Below are 19,044 nucleotides of genomic sequence, written 5' to 3'. Positions count from 1 at the left end.
TTCGAGAGGTTCCCGGTTTCGTCACGCCTGTTTCGACGCGAGCTCGATCACGGTGATATCGGAGGGGGCGCCCACCCGGACCGGAGGTCCCCACGCGCCCGCGCCACGGGTGACGTAGAGCTGGGTATCGCCGTAGCGTTCCAGGCCCGCGACGGTCGGATTGGCCAGGCCCGCAAGGAAATTGCCGGGCCACACCTGGCCGCCGTGGGTGTGGCCGGACAGTTGCAGATCGACGCCGAATTCGACCGCGTCATGGATCTGCACCGGCTGATGCGCCAGCAGCACCGCGGTACGCGCGAGATCGCGGTCGCCGAGCGCCGCGACGAAATCCGGCCCCTGTCCGATGCGTTCGCCCTGAATATCGTTGACGCCCGCGAGGTCGAAATGCGGAAGTTCGGTGCGACTGTTCGCCAGTAGACGCAATCCGAGTTCCTGTACATGCTCGGTCCACTGTTCGGCGCCGGAGAAGTATTCGTGGTTGCCGGTGACGAAATAGGCGCCGTGTCGCGCGTGGAGCCGCGACAGCGGTTCGACCGCTGACCGGAGGTGTTCGACGCTACCGTCCACCAGGTCGCCCACCACGGCGATGAGGTCCGGCTGGGTGCCGTTGATCGTCTCGACCACCCGCTCGGCGAACCCGCGGCCCAGAATCGGACCGAGATGGATATCGCTGACCACGGCGATCCGGAATCCGTGCGCGGCGCGCGGCAGATTGGCCAGCGGCACCGTCAACTGCTTCACCCGCGGACCGGTCAGCACACCATGGGTGCCGTAGCCGACGGTGGTCACCGCCGCCAGCGCCGCCGCACCGCCCACCGCGCGAGAAACGAAGAGCCGCCGTGAAACCGGCTCGCGACGCTCCTTGTGCTCCTGTCGATTTTGCATCCCGGCATCGGATGCCCCGGCTTCGGGAACCACGACCTCCTCGGGTACCGGGACCGTTGTCGCGGAGTTGTTCCCGCGGGCGTTCCATCGCAGGAGAAGCGGCCGTACCAGCTCACCCACCAGCAGCCACAGCACGAGATAGACGAACAGCGCGCCCCACATATAGCCGGGCCAGGCGATGGTCTGGATGATCAGGAACGGAATCCCGGCCGATTCGGCCGCGAACGCACCGATCAACAGCACCGGTCCCGTAATGACAACCCCGGTACCGACTCGGCGGGCGATAGACCCGCGCACCGTTGTATCCCGCACGAGCCGCTGCCACAGATACCGGTGCAGCGCGCCGAAGACTCCCAGAACGATGATTCCCACGACAACGACCACCACGCCCACGGACTCACTCTATGTCGAGTCGACGTCGACGAACCGAACGAAGTGGCTACCGGGCGCGGCCACGGCTCGCCGAACGGTGACGACGTCGACGGCATGGGCTGAGCACTTCGGTCGGCGAGCATCCACTCGGACAACTCTCGGCGGGTCGAATTCGCCGAACCTCCGTTCTTCCAAAGCCAGTGGACCCCAATCGGTTCTGAATACGGCTGTCAGCCGTGCCGAAAGGCCTGTCTGGGACTGCGACGTCGATGACGACTGTGTCGGTGCTCGATGCGATCGAGCCCTCGATTCAGGCCTGCGATAGCGACGACGGATACGATACGAAATACCTTGTGTACCACAGTGATTCGATGTCTGTACTCGATCGCGTTGCCCGGGTGGCTGATTGCGTTTTCAACTACTCGGCTTCCGGCGCGGCTCGAAACCCCCACTGTCCGTGACACTTCGACCGCGCAGTAGTGACACGGTGATGCGAGCCGCTCGGTTGTACCCCGCGATTCATCGAAAGATGCGCCCGCAGAATCACTCTCGAGCAATCCTTCGGGCACGAATATTTGGTCTCAGCAAACATCATTCGCTGAGCAACAAGCTACCGGCTGGTAACTTTAGCTACTTTTGTGCACCCTATTGGTAATTGACGCGATACCGGGGCCGTCGTATGTTGCTCGTCACAACTTTGGCGCGATGTGGTTGGCGGGCTAGATGGTGGATGATGGGTATGGCCTACGGGCCTTGCTGACTCGGGCACTACGTCGGATTCAGGAGTTGGAGGCGGAGCGGCAGGCGCACGAACCGATCGCCGTCGTGGGGATCGGCTGCCGCTTCCCGGGTGGCGCCGATAATCCCGAAAAGTATTGGGAACTGCTGATTTCGGGGCGTAACGCGATCGTCGATGTCCCCGCGGACCGGTGGCCGATCACCGATCCGGCGCAGCCGAGCGGATTGCGCCGGGCCGGATTGCTCGACGCGCCGATCGATGGGATCGATGCCGAATTCTTCGGAATCGCGCCGCGGGAGGCCGCCGCGATGGATCCACAACAACGTCTCGTGCTCGAAGTTGTCTGGGAGGCAATCGAAGACGCTGCGCTACTGCCTGGCAGCGCGGCCGCCGCGAGAACCGGCGTCTTCTTGGGCGTCAGCTGGCAGGAGTATCAGCGGACCATCACGCCGGACTGGGTGCGGTCGGTCGACGCGCACACGCTCACCGGAACGATGTCGAGCACCGTCGCGGGTCGGGTGGCCTATCTGCTCGGCTTGCGCGGTCCCACCGTCGCTCTCGACACGGCCTGCTCGTCATCCCTGGTCGCCGTGCATCAAGCGTGTCGCAGTCTGCGGTCGGGGGAGTCCGATATCGCATTGGCCGGTGGGGTCAATCTGCTCCAGTCCGAGCTGACTTCGGCGGCGTTGTCGCGGATGGGCGCGCTGTCGGCCGACGGCCGGTGCCGACCGTTCGATGCGCGAGCGAACGGGTATGTGCGCGGCGAGGGCGCAGGAGTGGTTGTGCTCAAACGGCTTTCGCGCGCGATCGCGGACGGCGACGAGATACATGCGCTCATCAGAGGCTCGAGCGTGAATCACGATGGTCGTTCGATGGGGCTGACCGCGCCGAATCCCGTGGCACAACGAGAGTTGCTGCTCGAGGCGCTGGCCGACGCGGGTTGTGACGCGGCGCGGATCGGCTATGTCGAGACCCACGGGACGGGAACTCCACTCGGAGATCCGATCGAAATCGAGGCGCTATCGGAGGTTTTGGGTGCACCGCGATCCGATGGGTCGGTCTGCTTACTCGGTTCGGTGAAGTCGCAGATCGGACATCTGGAAGCGGCCGCGGGGATCGCGGGACTGATCAAGGCCGTGCTGCTGTTGCAGCGGGGCCGGATTCTGCGCCAGTACGAATTCGACACGATGAATCCGCGAATCGCGCTCGACGGTACGGCGTTGGCGGTGCCGACGCGCGATGTCGAGTGGCCGGAGGCGGACGGGCCGCGGCTGGCCGGGGTGAGTTCGTTCGGGTTCTCCGGGACGAACGCGCATGTGGTGCTCGAGGCGGCGGCTGCCGTCGACGAAATCGGTGCTGGCACCGAAATGCCTGCGGTTCTCGCCCTTTCGGCGCGGACCGACACGGCCCTCGAGGCGCTCTCCGCGCGGTACGGCTCGCTACTCGCCCGCGCGGAACTGCCGCTCGCCGACATCGGCGCCACCGCGGCGCTCGGGCGAACGCACTTCGCGCACCGGCGTGCGATTGTCGCCTCGACCTCGGTCGAGGCGGCGAACCTACTCGCGGCGCCGCAACCGCGCGAGGGGTTACCCGAAGAGCGGCGAAATCCCCGGATCGCCATGCTGTTCACGGGCCAGGGCGCGCAGTACGCGGGTATGGGCACCGCGCTGTACCACCGTCACCCGGTCTTCCGGGCGGCCCTGGATCGCTGTGACGACATCCTCGGTGTGCTGCCCGGTGGTCTGCGATTGCGGTCGCTGCTGTTCGAGGTGGGCGACGAGGCGCTGACGCGTACCGAGTACGCCCAGCCCGCACTGTTCGCGTTCGAGTGGGCGTGCGTCGAACTCTGGGCCGCGTGGGGGATTTGCCCGGATGTGGTGCTCGGGCACAGTCTCGGCGAGCTGGTGGCGGCGACCGTCGCCGGTGTGTTGGACCTCGAGGAAGGGTTGCGGCTGGCGGCCGAGCGTGGGCGGCTGATGCAGGCGGTACCGCGGCAGGGTGCGATGGCGGCGATCTTCGGCGCGCGGGACGAGTTCGCCGATCTGCTCGGTGAACTCGCGTCGGACCTGGCGGTGGCGGCGGTCAACGGACCACGCCAGTTCGTTGTCTCGGGCACCGAGGCCGCGGTACAGCGAGTCCGCGACTCGGCTGCCGAGCGTGCCATTCGTGCCGTCGCGCTGCCCGGCACGACGGCGTTCCATTCGCCATTGCTGGACCCGATCCTCGACGAATTCGAAGCGAAGGTGGCGGAGCTGGTGCCGGGGTCGTCCCGGATCACCTCGATCCCGCTGGTGTCGAATGTGACCGGGAGGTCCATCGAGGGCGCAGCGATGGATGCCGCGTATTGGCGCGAACATGCCCGTGGGACAGTACGTTTCGCGGATGGGATACGGGCGGTAGCCGACCTCGGTGCGGACGCGTATCTCGAAGTGGGGCCGCATCCGGTGCTACTGGATTTCGGGCGAGGCGTCGATCCCGAGGCGATGTGGCTGCCGAGCCAGCGCCGCTCCTCCACCGACGACACGATGATCCTGACGAGCCTCGGCGACATCTACCGTGCTGGAGCGGATGTCAACTGGGCAGCGGTCGTACCGGAGGGGGCTCGGCGACGGAACGGACTGCCGACCTACCCGTTCGAGAGAGAGCGTCTGGCATTGCCGCTGAGTGCCGAAACGTCCGCGGACACCGGATACCTCGCTGAACATCGGTTCCAGGATCGGCCGGTGGTACCCGCGGCATATCTGGCATGGGCCGCACTGCGGGCCGCCGGTGCGGGTCGTGAGCTGGTCGATTTCGTTATCGCACGGCCGGTTCCGCTGGAGCAGCTCGCAGCGCCGACGGTCGACGCGGCCGACGATCGCATCGATATCAGGTTCTCTGCCGAAACCGGAGGAGTGGCGGCCGTTTCCGCGTCAGCGGTACGCACGAAAACGGTGCGGTCGGAGGGCGTGAACGACCTCGCCGCGGTCGTGCGCAGCGACGCGGCGGAATGGGACGTGGCCGAGTTCTATCGCAACTGCGCCGAGGCGGGACTGACGTTCGGCCCCCGGTTTCGCTGGATCAGGCAGCTGCGTGCCGGCGATCATTTCATGCTGGCCGAGCTGTCTCGCCCCGCCGAGCTGGCCGACGAACCGCAGGCGCTGCTGCCGTGCCTGCTCGACGCCGCCGTGCAAACCGGGCTCGCATTGGTGACCCGCCAGGGGGATACCGGCCAATTGCCGGTCGGAATCGGCGGATTGCGTATCCACCGCACGGACGCGGTCGAGACGGCGTGGGCGCTCGCGACCCGCACCGGCCGAACCAATCGAATCCGGGTCTTCGATACCGAGGGCGACCTCATCTGCGATATCGAAGATGTGTGGTTCGCGACGACCGGATTCGGTCGACCAGCGCACGAGAGCGGCATCATGCCCGACCTGATTCACTTCCCGACCTGGGAGCCAAAGGCGTCTGAACCCGTTGTGGCCGAGCTGGATTCGTGGCTGGTCATCGGAGCCGATATGCAGGCGGATCGGCTGGTCGAGGCGCTTCGTGCGGCGGGTCACGCGGCGGTGGGGATCGAGCGGACGACCGACCGGGCCGCCATCGCAGGGATGCTCGCCGAGGAAGGGCGGTCGGTTGTCTATCTCGGCGACGCCGAGGCCGACGACAGCGCGATCACGGCGGGCATCGAAACCGAGCTCGCCCTCGAGGTCGTGCAATCCATGGCCCGTGCCGCGCATTACGGACCCCTGTACGTGGTCACCACCGCCGGCGTCGCGGTAGCGCCGGATGAGCGGGTGCGTCCGGCGGCCGCCGCGCTGTACGGACTCGGGACGGTAGTGCGCACCGAATTGCCGGAGCTGCGCTGCCGTTCGATCGATCTGCCGGATCACACTCGATCCGACGACCACCGGCTCGTCGCCGAACTCCTCGCCGCTGCCACCGATCCAGCGATCGCGCTGCGGGGACGGGATCGACATGCGCCACGTATGGTGGCACCCGCCGAGCGCGACCACACGCTCTCCCTACCGGAGTTCCGTAGCACTACGGAACTCGACAGGGCCGCAGCCTATTTGATCACCGGTGGGCTCGGTGCGTTGGGTCTGCTCGCGGGACGCGCACTGGCCGAGACAGGTGCCGGAATGGTCGTGCTGGCGGGCAGACGGAGTCCGAATGCGGACGCCGCGGCCGCGATTGCGGGCATCGCGGCGCTCGGCACCCGGGTCGAGACCGTTGAGGTCGATATTGCCGACCGAGCAGCCCTGTCTGCCTTGCTCTCCCGATTCGATGGCGAACTGCCTCGGCTCGCCGGGATTGTGCACTGTGCCGGGGTACTGGACGACGCGCTGTTGATCGAACAGTCCCCGGAGCGCGTGCGTCGGGTGTTCGCGGGCAAGGCGCTCGGTGCCTGGAATCTGCATGAGCTCACCGCTGCCCAATCGCTCGACGTGTTCGTGCTGTTCTCCTCGGTCAGCGCCACCGTGGGCACCGCCGGACAAGGAAACTACGCGGCCGCGAACGCCTACCTCGACGCCCTTGCCCGACTTCGGATTGCCGAGGGCCTGCCGGCCCTGAGCATCCAATGGGGGCCATGGGCAGGCACCGGTATGGCGCGCGGCCTGAACGCGGCGGCCCGCCGGGGCTGGGAGCGTCACGGCGTGGCGCAACTCGACGTCGAGGACGGAGTGCGAACCCTGAAGTCGCTATTGGGTGCCGATGGTGTGATAGCCGTATACCCGCCTCCCACTGCGAGTTCGGAGGATTCCACCGCACAACCGGCTGCCGCCCCCTCTCCGCACATGGCTACCCAGCCCGCCGTCAGCGCGCAGTCGCTGGTTGCCACGCAACCGAGCTCCGCCGCACATCCCTCGACCGCGGACATCCTGACGACAGTCCGCGCGCACGCCACCACCGCGTTGGGCCGTAAGACGCCGGTCGCGGACCGTACTCCACTGCGCGAGTTCGGCCTGGATTCGATGATGGCAGTGGAACTTCGGAATACCTTGTCATCGGAACTCGGGGTCCGACTACCCACCACGCTGCTCTTCGACCACCCGACTGTTGCCGCCGTCGCCGACGAGATCGCCCGGCTCGCCGCCGAACAGCCCCTGTCACGCGTGGGTGCGGCAGTGCGCGATCCCGGCCACACTGCGATGTTCGCCGCCGCCGAAGAAGCCGATCCCGCTGCACCCGCCGCGTCGACAAGTGAACCCGAGGACCGCGCCACGGCGCGGACCCTCCGCGAAGCCGAACGGCAGACTGCCTCTGCTCGGCCGAAACACGGTGGGCGGTCGAAGGTTACGAGCCGCGAGGAGCTGGAAGTCGCCGGATCCGGGTACGACGACGCGATCGCGATTGTCGGGATGGGATGCCGATATCCCGGTGGGGTACGTGGCCCCGGAGACCTGTGGCGGTTGGTGTCCGAGGAAACCGATGCGGTGACCGAGGTTCCCGCGGATCGGTGGGATGTCGAGGCGTACTTCGATGCGGATCCGGATACCGAGGGGAAGACATATACCCGGTGGGGCGGGTTTGTCGACGATGTCGAAGAGTTCGATGCCGGATTCTTCGGTATTTCGGTCGGCGAGGCGCGGATGCTCGATCCGCAGCAGCGGTTGCTGCTCGAAACCTCTTGGGAGGCACTGGAACACGCGGGGTACCCGGCGGATCGGGTGATCGGGAGCCGCACCGGTGTGTTCGTCGGTCTGATGTCCACCGACTACGCGGAGCGGATGGCGCGGGCCGATGTGGCGCCGAATGCCTGGTTCGGCACCGGAAATCTGGCAAGTGTCGCTTCGGGGCGGTTATCCTATTTCTTCGGCGCCAATGGTCCGAGCCTGACCGTTGATACCGCGTGCTCCTCGTCGCTGGTCACCGTGCATTTGGCGGTGCAGAGCCTGCGGCGCGGAGAATGCGATCTGGCGCTGGCATGCGGGGCGACCGTGGTGCTGACACCTTCACTGGACATCTATTTCGCGCGGGCGCGCGGGTTGGCCGCGGACGGGCGGTGCAAGAGTTTCGATGCCCGCGCCGACGGTGTGGTGTGGAGCGACGGTGCGGGAACGCTCGTGCTCAAACGATTGTCGGACGCGCGCCGCGATGGGGATCGGGTTCTTGCCCTGGTGCGGGGTTCGGCGGTCAATTCCGATGGCCGCAGCCAGGGCTTGAGTGCGCCGAATGGGCCCGCACAGGAACGCGTGATCCGGGCAGCGCTGGCGGATTCGACGCTGACGGCAGCGGATATCGACTATGTCGAGACGCACGGCACGGGAACGGCACTCGGCGATCCGATCGAAGTGAATGCGCTCGCCTCGGCACTGACAGCCGAACGGCCCGACGGCGCACCGCTATTGATCGGTTCGGTGAAATCGAATATCGGGCACACCCAGGCCGCGGCCGGGATCGCCAACATCATCAAGGTGGTCGAGTCCATGCGGCACGACCGGATCCCCCCGTCCCTGCATTTCCGGTCCGGGAATCCCCATATCGACTGGGACGACATCGATGTGCGTGTCGTCGCCGAGGAACGGGCGTGGCCACGCTCGTCACGGCCACGCCGGGCGGGGGTGAGCGCATTCGGTATCAGCGGGACGAATGCGCACGTGGTACTGGAGGAGCCCCCTGCCATTTCGCACGGCGACACTCCCGACCGTACGGGCGGGCACCTGCTGGCCCTGTCCGCGAAGAGTGCGGGCGCATTGCGCGACCTGGCCACTCGATACCTGGATTTCCTGACCACACACCCCGACGCCGGGCTTCGCGACCTGTGCGCCTCGGCGAATACCGGCCGTACGCATTTCGCCGACCGGGTGGCGATCGTCTTCGACACCGCCGCGCAACTGCGCACGGCACTCGAGTCGTTGGCAACCGGGAGCAACGCCATAGGCACAGTTGCGGATCCGGCGACCACCTCGCACGAGTCTGCGGCGATGGCTCGCCGATATGTCGAGGGGGACGATATCGATTGGGACACACTGTATTCCGAACGAGCATGGCGGAGAATCGAACTGCCGACGTATCCGTTCCAGCGTAAGCGGCATTGGCTCGACCTCACGCCCGCGCAGACCGCCGACAGCGTGACACCTGCCCTGTCGACCGATGATCCGTCATCCCCGCCGTCGGCCCATGACCGAGCACCGTCCCGGCCGGTCGACAACTCGACGCGCCGAGGGTGGGCAGCTGACATTGCGCCCGAGCAGCCGGTCGGCGGGCCGTCGACCATCGTGTTGACGGTCGAGCCCGGCATGTTCAGCGGCCATCGATTGTTCGGTGCGCCAACGGTGCCCGCAGCGTGGATGGGCACGCAACTCGCCCGGATCGCGGCCGAGCTACCGGGACCCGATCGGTGGGAGGTCACCCGGTTGCGACTGACATCGCCTCTCGCGGTCAGGTCGGTGGGCGCGGTCGAGGTGCGGTTGGAGGCCGTGGCGACCGGATACGAGGCGCGGTTCCTCAGCGGCTCCGACGGTGGTGAACCGACGGTCTTCGCTCGGGCGGCGTTGCGGGCGGCCGACAGCGATGCCGAACCCGTTCCGTATCGCGGTAGTGACCACCGTGCCGACACGAAGGCCTGGCCTTCCTACTACGACCGGGTGGCGGAGCTGGGTTTGTCGCTCGGCGAGGATTACCGGTGCGCCGCCGGGTTCCGGCGGATCAGCGCCACCGAATCCGAGACCTCGCTGCGGTCGTTCGCGAGCAGCGAGTCCGGTTCTCTCGATCCGGTTCTGCTCGACGCTTGTTTGCACAGCATCGTGCTGACCGCGGATCCGGACGCTCTCTTTCTTCCTGCGTTGATTGATCGAGTCACAGTGTCCCGCAGCGTGATTGCGGCTGGCGATGGTCTCCGCTGCCACGTTCGGGTGACCGATCGCAGTGAGCGCGTGATCATCGGTGACGCCGTCCTGATCGACAGCGCCGGACGCATGGTCGCGACGATCCGTGGTGCGTGCCTCATCGCGGCCGCCGATGCCCCACGAGAGGCGAGAACTTCGGGCATGCACAGGAAATCTGCTGGTCCCGAGGAGGCGGCAACCGCGGTCGACCGACTGCTCCATCATCTCGACTGGACACCGATCACCATTGGTGACCAGCTCCCCGCAGGGCAGGACTCCGCAGGGCGATGGCTGGTGTTCAGTGACGGACCGGCGGGAGACACCGTCGCCGCCGGGCTGGCGGCCAGAAATATCGAGACCAGCGTGGTTCGCCCGGAAGAGGTGCTCGGCCGGGGGTTGTCGATCGAACCCGCGGAAGCGAACCTCGAGGAGTTTCTCGCCGGTACGCCGTTGGGCGGCATCGTCTACGCCTGGACCACGAGTTCCACGGCCGTCCGGGTCGGCACGGTGCTGCGGCTCGCTCGCTCGCTGGACGGTGCGGGCCGCGCGCCGGGCACGCTGTGGCTGCTCACGGTGGGTGCCCAACGCGTCTCGGACTCCGACCGCCCCGATCCGGAGCAGTCCATGATGTGGGGGCTGGGGCGCACTCTCGCCACCGAGCATCCCGAATTCGACTGTCGGATGGTCGATCTGGAAGCGGGACGTGCGGTCGACACGGCGCTGGTCATCGACGGCTTGATCGCCGGGATCGAAGACCGTGAACTCGCCGTTCGGGACGGCCGGTGGCTCTCCGCCCACCTGGCGGACGGACTGGTGGATTCGGATGTGGCGGACAACTACCGTCTGGTGGCCCACCGATCCGGTGACCTCGGCCGACTGCACTGGGATTCGACTGCCCGACCCGCGCCGGCGCCGGGCGAAGTGGAAATCGCGGTCGAGGCCACCGGTCTGAACGCGCGTGATTTGTGGCTGGCGCTCGGGACTCACCCGGAGGCTCCCGCACCGCTCGGTCTGGAATGCGCGGGCCGCGTCACCGCGCTGGGCGCCGGTGTCACCGAGTTCCGCGTCGGTGACCGGGTGGTGGCGTTGGCGAGTGGCAGTTTCGCGCGCTACATCACGGTCGATCACCGGCTGGTGGCGCCGCTGCCCGCGCGAATGACCTTCACCGAGGGCGCCACCATTCCGTCCGCGTTCGTTACCGCGTGGTACGGACTGTTCGAGGTGGCGGGTGTGCGCGCGGGTGAACACGTGCTGGTGCACGCTCCCGCGGATGGAATCGGTATGGCAGCCGTACGGTTGGCCCGGTGGGCGGGGGCGCATGTGCTGGGCACTCGCGCGCTCAGCCGCTGGGCGGCGAGCGTCGGACTCGATCTCGCACAGGTCGACACCTGGCGTGTGCCCGGCCTTTCCGACCAACTCGACGCGCTCACCGGCGGCCGGAGAGCCGATGTGGTACTCAACGCGATCGCCGGTGAGTTCGCCGGACGTGCCGCGGAAGTCGTCGGCCGACATGGACGATTCATCGATATCGAGGATCCGGTCCAGTCCCGGCGCGAACACGGGTTACCCGCCGGGCACGGTATCGATTACCGAGTGCTCGATCCGAATTCGGCCGATCCGGAACGGCTCGGGACGATCTTGCGCACGGTGATGGAACTGCTCGACAACGGTACGTTGGTTGCCTGGCAACCGGCGGTGCACGAGGCAGACGACGCGGAGTCCGCGTTCCGGGCCTTGTGGGAGCGTCGGCACGCGGACCCGATTGTGCTGCGAGGCAAGACAACCCGTGGGATATCGGACCGCACCCAAACCATCTCGGGCACGGGCACCTACTTGGTCACGGGGGGATTCGGCGGACTCGGCGCGGCCGCGGCGCGGTGGCTCGCCGCGCACGGGGCACGCACGCTCCTGCTGGTCGGGAGACGCGAACCGGACGACGCGGGCGAACGGCTCATGGCTTCGCTGCGCGCCGACGGCGTTGACGTCGTATCTCGTCGAGTCGACGTCGCCGACCGGGAAGCGGTGGTGGAGTTGCTCGCCGGGATCGACGAATCGGGGTTGCCGCCGCTGCGTGGCGTCATCCATTGCGCGGGCGTGCTCGACGACGGTGTTGTCACCCAAATGTCCTGGCCCCGCTTCCAGGCGGTACTCGGAGCGAAATACCGTGCGGCCCAACATCTGGACGAGTTGACCCGCGGCACGGAACTGGACCTGTTCATCACGTACTCGTCGGTCGCTGGCTGGCTCGGCACCCCGGGGCAGGCGAACTATGCCGCCGCCAACGCGGCGCTGGATGCATTGGCGTGGCGGCGGCGCGCCGACGGGTTGCCCGCGCTCAGCATCGGGTGGGGACCCTTCGCCGATATCGGGATGGCCGCGGGGCGGCCCGAGCTCACGCGGCGTCTCGACCGACGGGGGCTGCCGCCGCTGCGTGCGGCGGACGCCACCGCGGCGCTGGACCGATTGCTGACGGCCGACAGTCCTTGTCCCGGCGTCTTCGATTTCGCGGCCGATCGCTGGTACGGCGCGTATCCGAGTCGCGGTACAGCCACGGACGGGAAACGGGAGTCGATGCAGGACACGCAACCCACCGGTACCGAGACAACTCCGCAGCCGGTGGCCGGGCGCTTTCCTTCGGAAAGCGCTGCTACCCAACCCGATACGGCTCCCTGGATAGCGCTTGTGCAGCGAGTCGCGATGCTCGTGCTCGATCGGACCACCGAAATCGATCCGGATCTGCCGTTGCACGACGCCGGTATCGACTCGCTCATCGGGATGGAGTTGCGCGCCGCATTGGCCACCGAGATCGGCGCACCCCTGCCCGTCGGACTCGTCTTCGACTATCCGACCGTGCGCGAGATCGCGAAATTGGTGCAGCGCAAAGGTACTGATGGTGGACTCGACCCCGCCAATGGTGTCGGCCAGGTCAACGATTCCGACCGTGTTGATCATGTCGACCACCTGAAGGGCGACTACCGCCTCGATCGTGCCAATGGTGTCGGGCAGGCCGACCATTCGGACCGTGTTGATCATGTCGAGCACCCGAAGCGCGACTACCGACTCGATGACGTGGCGAGCGCTGTCCGTCACGATCGAGACGCCCCTGCCGCCAACCACATCGATGAGGACGACGACCCGATCGTGATCGTCGGCATGGCCTGCCGATTCCCAGGTGGCGTCCGTACCCCGGAGGAGTTCTGGGACCTGCTGTGGGCGGGCCGCGACGCGATCACCGAGGTGCCGCCGCAGCGGTGGGACGTCGACGCCTTCTACGACCCGGACCCCGCCGCCCTCGGCACGATGTACACCCGATGGGGTGGATTCGTCGACGGCGCCGACGAATTCGATCCCGCCTTCTTCGGCATCGGCGCGGCCGAGGCCAGGGCCATGGATCCGCAGCAGCGACTGCTCCTCGAGACGAGCTGGGAGGCGCTGGAGCGGTCCGGACGGGCGCCGGGGAGTTTGGTGGGCAGCCGGACCGGCGTGTTCGTCGGCTTGTGCTTCAGTGAGTACGCCGCAACACCCGCGCAGGCAACGGATCCGACGTCGATCGGCGCTTACTCGGTGATCGGCTCGGCACCGAGCGTCGCCGCCGGGCGGGTGGCCTACGCGCTCGGGTTGCAGGGTCCGGCGGTCACGCTCGATACGGCATGTTCCTCATCGTTGGTCGCCGTGCAGTCGGCCTGGGACGGTCTGCGAGCCGGGCGCTGCGATCTGGCACTGGTGGGTGGCGTCAATTTGCAGCTGGCACCGGAGACCACGATCGGGTTCTGCCGTCTCGCCTCCCTGTCGCCCGACGGTCGTTCGCGGGCGTTCGACGCCGACGCCAACGGCTATGTCCGCGCGGATGGTTGCGGTGTCCTCGTACTGACGCGACTGTCCGCCGCTCGCAGGCACGGCGACCGGGTCCTCGCGGTCGTTCAAGGCATCGGGGTGAATCACGACGGCCGGTCCAATGGGCTCACCGCCCCCAACGGACCGGCCCAGCAACGAGTTATTCGCGATGCCTTGGCGCAGGCGGGAATTCGCCCCGGTGACGTCGCCTACGTGGAGGCGCACGGCACCGGAACGCCGTTGGGCGATCCGATCGAGGCGACCGCACTTGCCGAGGTCTACGGCGAGAATCGCACCGCGCCACTGCTGATCGGTTCCGTCAAGACGAATATCGGGCACACCGAAGGGGCGGCCGGTGTCGCCGGTGTGATCAAGGCCGTCTTGATGGTTCAGCACGCGAAGATTCCGCCGAGCCTGCATTTCCACACACCGAATCCGCTGATCGACTGGTCGGGACTGCCGCTGGAGGTGGTCCGGGAGCCGCGTGCGTGGCCGGAGACCGGCCGCCGCCGTACGGTCGGCATCAGCTCGTTCGGGATGAGCGGGACCAACGCTCACCTCATTCTCCGGCAGCCCGCGGTGGAATCCGCCCGCACGCCGTCTGATCCGGCGCCGCAGGTGCTGGTGCTGTCGGCACGTGACGATGCCGCACTGGCCGAGTCGGCGAAGCGCTGGGCGGACCGGTTGAGTGGCAGCGGCAGCGAGCTGGCGGATTTCGCCTACACCGCCGCGAGCGGGCGCACCCACTTCGAGCAGCGCCTGGCCGTGGTCGCCGAGACGGCGGACGACGCCGCCACGCGATTGCGCGCTGCGGCAGCGGACCCACGGTCGGCGGTGCGCGGCCGCGTCGAGCGCACCTCGGCCGCGCCGAAGGTCGCGCTGCTGTTCACCGGCCAGGGATCGCAGTATCCGGGCATGGCCCGTGGATTGTTCGAATCCGAACCGGTGTTCCGGCGCGCGTTGCAGCACTGCGATGACGTGCTGGGGCCGATCGCGGACGGTATCGGGCTGATCGATGCCTTGTACGCCGGCCGTGCGTCCGCGGAGGTGCTCGGCCGTACGGTGTTCACCCAGCCCGTGCTGTTCGCGGTGGAGTGGGCGCTGTGGGAGATGTGGCGCGACTGGGGGATTACGCCCGCCGCGGTGCTCGGTCACAGTGTCGGCGAATATGTGGCCGCATGCGCGGCCGGTGCGATGCAGGTGGACGATGCGCTGCGGTTGATCGCCGTTCGCGGCAGACTGATGCAGAGCCTGCCGGATGGTGGCGCGATGCTGGCGGTCGAGGCCGATCCGGCGGCGATCGCCCGGCTGCTCGAACGCTACGAGCCTGCGGTGGCGATCGCCGGATTCAACGGCCCGGCTCAGATCGTCGTCGCCGGATCTCGCCGCACGCTCGACCTGCTGCGGGACGACTTGGCGGCGGCGGGAATTCGCGCGAGCGCCCTGCCCGTGTCGCATGCCTTCCATTCACCCCTGATGGACCCGATGCTCGACGCTCTGGCCGAAGCTGCCCGGCGTACCGTGCCGCGGGACCCCGTGATCCCGATGATCTCGAATGTCACCGGCGCACCCCTGCGCGCCGGAGAGCTCACCGCGGAGTACTGGGCGCGACATGCTCGGCAGCCGGTCCGCTTCGCCGAGGGAATGCGGGCACTCGTCGGACTCGGCATCGATACATTCCTCGAAATAGGGCCGCAGCCAACACTTTCCACCTTGGGCAGTCGTGCCATCGAGGGCACCGCGCGGTTCGTCCCAGCACTGCGTCGCGGTCGCGACGACCGGGAGATGACGGCTGATGCGCTGGCGCAGTTATACGTCGGCGGCGTGACCATCGATTGGGAACGCGTGCACCGGCCGCACGCACGGCGGCGTGTCCTCGCCCCGACCTACCCATTCCAGCGGCAGCGCTACTGGGTGGATCAGCCGCGGAAGACTCCGGCGCCCGGCCGGGACGAACACGACGCGACCGTGCACCGCTTCGGAAATGCCAGTCATCGGCCGACCGTTACCGCCACGACAGTAGGAGTGGACACGCTGCTTCCATACCTTCCGCGCAGACTCGACTTGCCCGGGGATGCCACACATTTCGCCCTGACCCTGGCTCCAGCCGCACCGCAGTACCTGGCCGATCACGTGGTCGATCGCGATGTGGTGGTTCCGGCCGCGTGGTTCGTCGCCACCATCATGGCGACGGCACGGGAGGTGACCGGCACCGAGGTCGTCGAGATCGAGGACCTCGTAATCGCCAGCGGTCTGACGCTGACGAAGGACCATTCCGCCCAGGTGCGGTTCACGCCCCAGCCCAACGGTTTCGCCGTGGAGGTCGCGAGCCGGACTGCGGACGGCTGGCAGACCCACGCCCGTGCGCAAGTCACCGCCGCCGCCATCCGACCCACCGCTGACGTCACCATCGCCGAACTGCTGAATCGTTGCACCACAAGGCAATCCGCCGACGACTTCTACCGGATGCTCGCCGCCGCCGGACTGCACTACGGCCCCGCGTTCCGGCGTGTCGTCGAGGTCGCGACCGGTGATCGGGAAGCCGTCGTCAGGCTGTCGGATCCCGATACCGATTCCGGCGCCGACATGGTGCATCCCGTCCTGCTCGATGCGGCCTTCCAGGCCACCTATGCCGCGATGGCGCCACAGGCGGGGGAAAACCACACCTGGGTGCCCCTTGCCATCGACCGGGTGAGCGTCGCGGCTGCGGGCGGGCGAATCCGATTCGGTCAGGTGCGCGTCCTCGAGCAGACGCCACAGGTGTGTGTCGCCGAGGTCCGACTGCTCGACGAGGAGGGTGCTCCGGTGCTGATCGTGGACGGCTTGCGAGTGATGCGGATGGCCACCGAACGTCCGGATGCGGCCCACGGGGATCTCTACCGGATGGCTTGGCAGGACGCCGGGCCGGTCGCGATCGGCGCCGCGGCGGGTCGCTGGCTCGTCATCGGCGCCGCGGGCGGACCGGGCGACGCGATCGCGGCTCGCCTGCGGGCTTCGGGCGCGCACTGCGCGGTGGCGCGGCCCGGCAGCGGGTTCGGATTCCGCGCGGACGACGAGTTCGAGGTGGACCTCGGGGTACCGGCGGCGGTGCGCGCCTTGCTCGGCGCGGCGGGGGACGGGCGGACACCGCTGCGCGGCATCGTCTACACCACATCGGTGGGCGAGGCCGAGGCTACGACGCCGGATCGGGCGCAGCAGGCGGTCGTGGGCGCGCTGCACCTCGTGCAGGCCGCGGCCGTCACCGGCGAACCCGCGCTGTGGCTGCTCACCCGCAACGGCCAGTACGTGGACGCCTCCGATCGGGTCGCGCCGGATCAGTCCGCACTGTGGGGCTTTGCCCGCAGCGCGCAACTCGAGCAGCATGAAATCGGCTGCCGAATCATAGATCTCGACGATCGAACCGCAGTGAATGTGAACGCGGTTGTCGCCGAGATACTCTCGGACACACCACACCGGCAACTCGCGCTACGTGGCGGAAAACGGCTGCTGCCGCGGCTTGTTCCGGCATCGCAACTCCGACCGGCGCGGGAGCCCGGACGGAACGGTTACGACAACGCGGCCACCGCGCAGACGGTGCTGATCACCGGGGGATTGGGCGGAATCGGCCTGACCCTGGCCCGCTGGCTGGTCGAGCGCGGCACGCGCAGCCTGGTCCTGGCCGGGCGCAGCGCACCGGACGCCACGGCAATCCAGCTGATCACCGAGCTGCGGGAACGTGGCGCGCAGATAGAGGTGCGCTCCCTCGACGTGGCCGATCGTGCCTCGGTAGCGGCGACACTGGGCTGGATCGACCGTGAACTCCCACCGCTGGCCGGGGTCGTTCACCTGGCGGGTGTGCTCGATGACGGGGTGATCGCCGAGCAGACCTCGACCCGACTCGGCCGGGTGTTCGCTCCGAAACTGCACGGCGCCTGGCATCTGCACGAGCTGACCGCACCGCGCGCACTGCGGTTCTTCCTGCTGTTCTCCTCGGCGTCGGCGGTGGTCGGCCTGCCCGGCCAATCCAGTTACAGTGCGGCCAACGCATTCCTGGACGGGTTGGCCGAGCTGCGCCAAGCCGTCGGCTTACCCGCGCTGTCGATCGCCTGGGGCCCTTGGGCCGGAACCGGCATGATGGATCGTCTCGGCGAGAACGATGTGCAACGCCTCGCGCGCCGTGGCTACCACCTGCTCTCCGAGCGTCATGCGTTCGACATCCTCTCGCGCGTCATAGATTCGGAGAGTGGTGCCCGTACGGCATTGGCGCTCGACCTGTCTGCCCTGCATCGGTCCGGTGCCGAAGTGCCCGACGTACTGGCCGGCCTGGCCGCAGGCGAGACACCGCCGCCCGCCCCGTCTTCCGTCCCGGTGGAGCGCCGTCTCATCCACGAGCGAAACGGATTCGACGCCGAGATGGCGGCACTGGTCCGGCGCTGTATCGGCCTGACTCCCGATGCCGACCTCGATCGTCCACTGCACGAACTCGGCCTGGATTCCGTGGCGGCCATCGAGATTCGAGACGAGCTGTCCCGCTCCGTCGGGCACCGCCTGCCCGCCACGCTGGCTTTCGAATACCCGACCCCGCGCGCGGTGATCGATCTGCTTGTGCAATTGGGTCCCGCCGGCGCAGAGCCGGATGCGCGGCACCGCGGCTTCCCCGCGGCGAGTTCGTCAACGGAGGGGGCGGCACCGGATGCGGTTTCGCGACCACTACAGCCCGACCTTCCCGTCCAGACCTACCGCCCCGGCCCGCCCGCATCGGCAAAAGGTGTCCCGCATGAGGCAGGTCGTGCAGGTCCCGCGTTCGACGAGAACGGTACACAGGAGGCTGCAATGAGCGATTCGGCTTCGGAAACCGTTCGGGCAGTAGATCTCTCGCTCTCCGCGCCGTCGCGGCGGGATCGTCCGAGCGATGGCGCCGGGGATATCGCGATCGTGGGTGTGAGCGGTCGGTATCCGGGGGCGGACGGGTTGGATGAGTACTGGCGGGTGCTGCTCGAGGGGCGCGACTGCATTACCGAGATTCCGCGAGAGCGGTGGGATCATTCGCGGTACTTCGTCCCTGATCGGCACAACCCGTATACCTCCTACACCAAGTGGGGCGGGTTCCTCGACGATGTCGATTGTTTCGATCCGCTGTTCTTCGCGATCTCGCCGCGTGAAGCGGAGGTGATGGATCCGCAGGAGCGGCTGTTCCTGCAAACCGCTTGGGCCGCTTTGGAAGACGCGGGTCACTCGAGGGCGGATCTGGCGCGTGGCGGGTTGCGTCCCGAGGATGCCGGGGTGTTCCTCGGCATCATGTGGGGCACATATCAGATGTTCGGCGCGGAGGAGGCGCGGCTCGGCCGCGGGACCCTGCCCGCATCGACCTTCTGGAGTGTCGCCAACCGGGTGTCACACGCGCTCGATTTCCAGGGGCCG

General features: G+C 67.7%; 2 protein-coding genes (1 of these 2 running past the window's edge). One reads left to right on the top strand and one right to left on the bottom strand.

What is annotated here, in order from left to right:
* Positions 1 to 21: 21 nt before the first annotated feature.
* Entirely contained in the window at positions 22 to 1,278 is a 1,257-nt protein-coding gene (locus AB0H61_RS22335; RefSeq protein WP_357307469.1) for a metallophosphoesterase, read from the bottom strand.
* Positions 1,279 to 1,980: 702 nt separating this feature from the next.
* Between AB0H61_RS22335 and AB0H61_RS22330 the strand changes: the two genes are divergently transcribed.
* Positions 1,981 to 19,044, top strand: the 5' portion of a protein-coding gene (locus AB0H61_RS22330) for an SDR family NAD(P)-dependent oxidoreductase (RefSeq protein WP_357307467.1). Its footprint extends 4,710 nt past the window's final position; only the first 17,064 of its 21,774 coding nucleotides appear in the window; its start codon is at positions 1,981 to 1,983; its stop codon lies beyond the right edge, outside the window.

The sequence above is a fragment of the Nocardia sp. NPDC050710 genome (assembly GCF_040654375.1).
GTDB lineage: Bacteria > Actinomycetota > Actinomycetes > Mycobacteriales > Mycobacteriaceae > Nocardia.
This window is presented reverse-complemented; position numbering and strand designations above follow the sequence as displayed.